Origin of the sequence: uncultured Campylobacter sp., assembly GCF_937890585.1 — a bacterium.
In the GTDB taxonomy this organism is placed as follows: domain Bacteria; phylum Campylobacterota; class Campylobacteria; order Campylobacterales; family Campylobacteraceae; genus Campylobacter_A.
Genome location: NZ_CALACG010000086.1, coordinates 1 through 3,482 on the forward strand (window position 1 = coordinate 1; position 3,482 = coordinate 3,482).

At 41.5% G+C, this 3,482-nt stretch carries 5 protein-coding genes; all 5 read right to left on the minus strand.

Features of this window, described 5'->3' with window-relative positions; all coding sequences use genetic code 11:
• Positions 1 to 428, minus strand: a 428-nt coding sequence (locus Q0296_RS02405) for a sigma factor (protein ID WP_298036107.1), incomplete at its 3' end; no start/stop codon positions are given.
• A complete protein-coding gene (locus tag Q0296_RS02410) occupies positions 400 to 744 on the minus strand; it encodes a hypothetical protein (RefSeq protein ID WP_012140116.1) in 345 nt (114 codons plus the stop codon). The genes Q0296_RS02410 and Q0296_RS02405, both read right to left, overlap by 29 nt.
• A 13-nt stretch (positions 745 to 757) precedes the next feature.
• On the minus strand, positions 758 to 1,624 hold the full coding sequence (locus Q0296_RS02415) for a P-loop NTPase (RefSeq protein WP_004317632.1): 867 nt from the start codon (positions 1,622 to 1,624) through the stop codon (positions 758 to 760).
• Complete coding sequence (gene flhF / locus Q0296_RS02420) at positions 1,617 to 2,975, minus strand: flagellar biosynthesis protein FlhF (protein WP_298036111.1); 1,359 nt, start codon at positions 2,973 to 2,975, stop codon at positions 1,617 to 1,619. The genes Q0296_RS02415 and flhF overlap by 8 nt, the downstream gene beginning before the upstream one ends.
• A 9-nt stretch (positions 2,976 to 2,984) precedes the next feature.
• Positions 2,985 to 3,461, minus strand: coding sequence for a 2-amino-4-hydroxy-6-hydroxymethyldihydropteridine diphosphokinase (gene folK, locus Q0296_RS02425; protein WP_298036112.1), 477 nt, complete (start codon positions 3,459 to 3,461; stop codon positions 2,985 to 2,987).
• Positions 3,462 to 3,482 lie beyond the last annotated feature (21 nt).

Sequence of the window (3,482 nt, forward strand, 5' to 3'; positions counted from 1 at the left end):
CCCCTTGCCTCTCTTATCTTTTCGATATCTTCATTTAGTTTTTCAGCCAGATACTCGTCGCTTGGCTCTTCTTCGTGCGTGTTAAAGTAGTTATCTATCTCGGTATTTATACTCTTTACTAGCTTTCTGTCGCTTCTACTAACGACGTCAAGCGCTCTTAGGTAGTCAAGCATCGAGCCATAAATTCTTTTTTTGCCATATCCCCAAAATGAGTCGTTTTGCTCTTTGTCATACTTCCTGCTAAGCTTTATCATCTCTTCAACGCCAACACTTATAAGGTCGTTTACGTCGATACTTGAAGGCAAGCGCTCCTTTAGCCTAAACGCCATCGCGCGCAGAGCTGGCATGTATTTTAAGACGATCTCGTCTTGCTCTTTTTTAATGGTGCTTTTATAAGCGTTAAGCTGCTTTTGCTTTAGTTCGTACATTTTGCTTACCAGAGTCTAAATTTTCGGTGGTTACTTTTAGCATGATATTTTCCATCCGTTTTTCCCTAACGTTTAGCTCAGAGATGAGATAATCAGCAATCTCCTCATGTCTTTGCTTGTCAAAAAATTTCTTCAAAGTCCTTTTTACATCGACGTAGTTCATTATCACGATGTGAATTATAAGGTAAAAAAACAAAGTAATAACTAGCGTATAAACGAGCATTTCGATAGGCTCGCTCACCTTTAGCAAGGTAAAAACTATGCCTATGAAAAATCCACAAACCGTAAAAAATGCTATAAAATTTTCTGCACGCAAAGCTCAATCTCCATTAAAATTGTTCTATCAAACGCTTAAAGAAGCCCCCAAAGCTCCTGCTTTGCTCATCTTTAAGCACTTTTCGTTCCAACCTATAAAGCAAATTCGAAGCTATCTGCTTGATCTGCACGCTAGCAGAGCCGTAAGCTTCGTCATCTGTAAAGAGTGTCCTTTGCTTTATGCTCCTTGCCACGCTCTTATCAGAAGCCACGTAGCCAATTAGCTCTAAATTTAAATTTGGTCCGATATTTGCATTTGCCACTCGTTTTACATTTTCATAAATTCTAGTAGCCTCAGCCTCGTTTTTTACCATATTTAGTAGCAAAAGCTCGTTATTTTTAAACCTTGAAACGATCTTTATGACAGCATACGCATCAGTTATCGCCGCAGGGTCAGGCACGGTTACCACGACAACCTCATCAGCCGCCTCTAAAAAGAGCTGTGTGCTGCCGCCTATGCCAGCACCGGTGTCAATGATCAAAAAGTCAAGCTGATCAAGCTCGCTCGCCTCATCTAAAAATCTCTCAAATAAAAATTGATTGTTAAATTTCAAAATTTCATCGCCGCTCTCGCCAGGGATGAGGATGAGATTTTTATTTATAGGTATCAAGATATCTTTTAGACTGCACTCGCCCTTTAGCACGTGAAGCAGGTTTTTGCCCATTTTGACGTTTAAAATAACATCAAGGTTTGCAAGGCCGATATCAGCGTCAAAAAGCCCTACTTTATAGCCATTTTGCGACAAGACATTTGCCAAATTTGCACTTATCGTGCTCTTGCCAACGCCGCCTTTGCCGCTTGTAATCGCTATAAAATGCGTATTTTTAGCCTTATTTTGAGACTGGACTAAATTTTGTAGTTTTTGCGCTTGGTTATTCATCACTAGCCTTTTGCTTTGTAAAGCCGTCAAACACGCACTCTACTAAAAATTCGCTCCTTGCCTCCACAAGATCGTCAGGCACCTCTTGACCCACACTAAAGTAGCTAACTGGCGTATTTGTCTCATATATCAGCGAAAAGACGTTGCCAAAAATTTTGGTCTCGTCAAATTTTGTGATTATTAAAGTGTCGATCTCCAAAAATGAAAATCCATTATAAATTTCTATCAGATCCTCGACCTTTGAGCCAGCCGAAAGGACTAAATTTACATCGATCTTTGCGCCGCTATGCTTTAAAAATTTATCAAGTCTTTCAAGCTTTTCTTTGTCATACTGCGAATTTCCAGTGGTGTCGATTAGTATCACGTCGCAGTAGCTAAGCTGCTTTATGGCGTTTTGAAAGTCCTCGACTTCTATGACGTCAAGGATCGGTAGCTTCATCATCTTAGCGTATTGAAATAGCTGCTCGACCGCTCCGATACGGTACGTATCAAGCGTGATGATGCCCGTTTTATAGCGCTTTTCGTTGCCGTATGCAAAACGAGCCGCGAGCTTTGCAAGAGTCGTCGTCTTGCCAACTCCGGTTGGACCAACTAGCATCATTATGCGCTGTTTTTTATCGCTGAGCTCTTTTCTGCATGGCAGCATATTCCGCAAAAGCGAGTAGAAGTACCTTTTTACCGCAGTTGGGTTGCTTTTCATAGAGACTGGCAAATTTTCAAGCGTCGTTTGCATGATCGCCTCTAGATGCTCCTCTTTCATGCCGCTTTGTTTTGCGAGCTTGTAGATAGTAGCAAACTCTGGCGGGATCGAGAGATTGTTGCGATTTGGGGCTTTTTCGTCCCAGATCATGTCAGTTATCAGCCCTATTTTCTCGCTTAGCACGCTCACTTGCTTTGCCACATCGTCTATTTTTTTATTCATACCATTTGTGCTTGGCTCTTTTATCTCATTCATATCGACATTTGCGATCGCGCTTATCTCTTTTGCGACGTCTGAGATATTTAAAAGCACGCTCTCATTTGGATCGTAAGGCTCAGGCGACGTCGTTTTTGCCTCAAATTTAGCAGGCTCCTCTTTTATCTCAAATTTTGGCTTTGGTGGCTCGTAGTTTTTGCTAAATTTAGAGTAGGCATTTTCATAATTTATTGCTTTTATATTTGGCTTTGGCGGTTGCTTTACCTCGTCCTCTTCGACGCTTACTAAAATTTCATAAAGCGGCTTTTTGTTTATCGTTTTGGCTTGAATTTGCTTTGTGGTGACGAGTATGGCCTTCTCGCCGCACGCTTCTTGAGCCTTTTTCAAAGCCTCGATGGTGCTCTCACCTGTAAAAGTATGAAATTTTGTAGCCATTTATATCCTTTAACCTCTCATAAGCCCTAGTGGCACGATCACGCTAAGCCTCTTACTAGCCCCTGGGTGCGGGACGATAAGGCGCGGCGTCTTATAGACTTTTTTACTAAAATACAAAATATCCAGATCAAGCGTGCGTGGAGCATTTTTAAACGTCCTCACGCGCTTAAATTTACTCTCATAATGCCCCAAAATTTTTAGCAAATTTCTAGGAGCCAGTGACGTTTGTAAATTTATAACAGCGTTACTAAAATCATCCTGCGCTTCGTAGCCAAACGCCGCATTTATAAGGATCGGCGAGACTTCAACCACGTGAAAACGCCTATCTTCACTAATCGCTCTTATAAATTTATCAAACCTCTTTGCGCTATCGCCGATGTTGCCACCCATGCCAACTAGCGCCTCATACTTAAACTCTTCTCTTTTTTCAAAAAAACTAGGGCAAAAACGGCTTTTTACGATCTTTCTTGCTCCAGCTAGCCTCATAAAATTTCGCACCCACCTTCT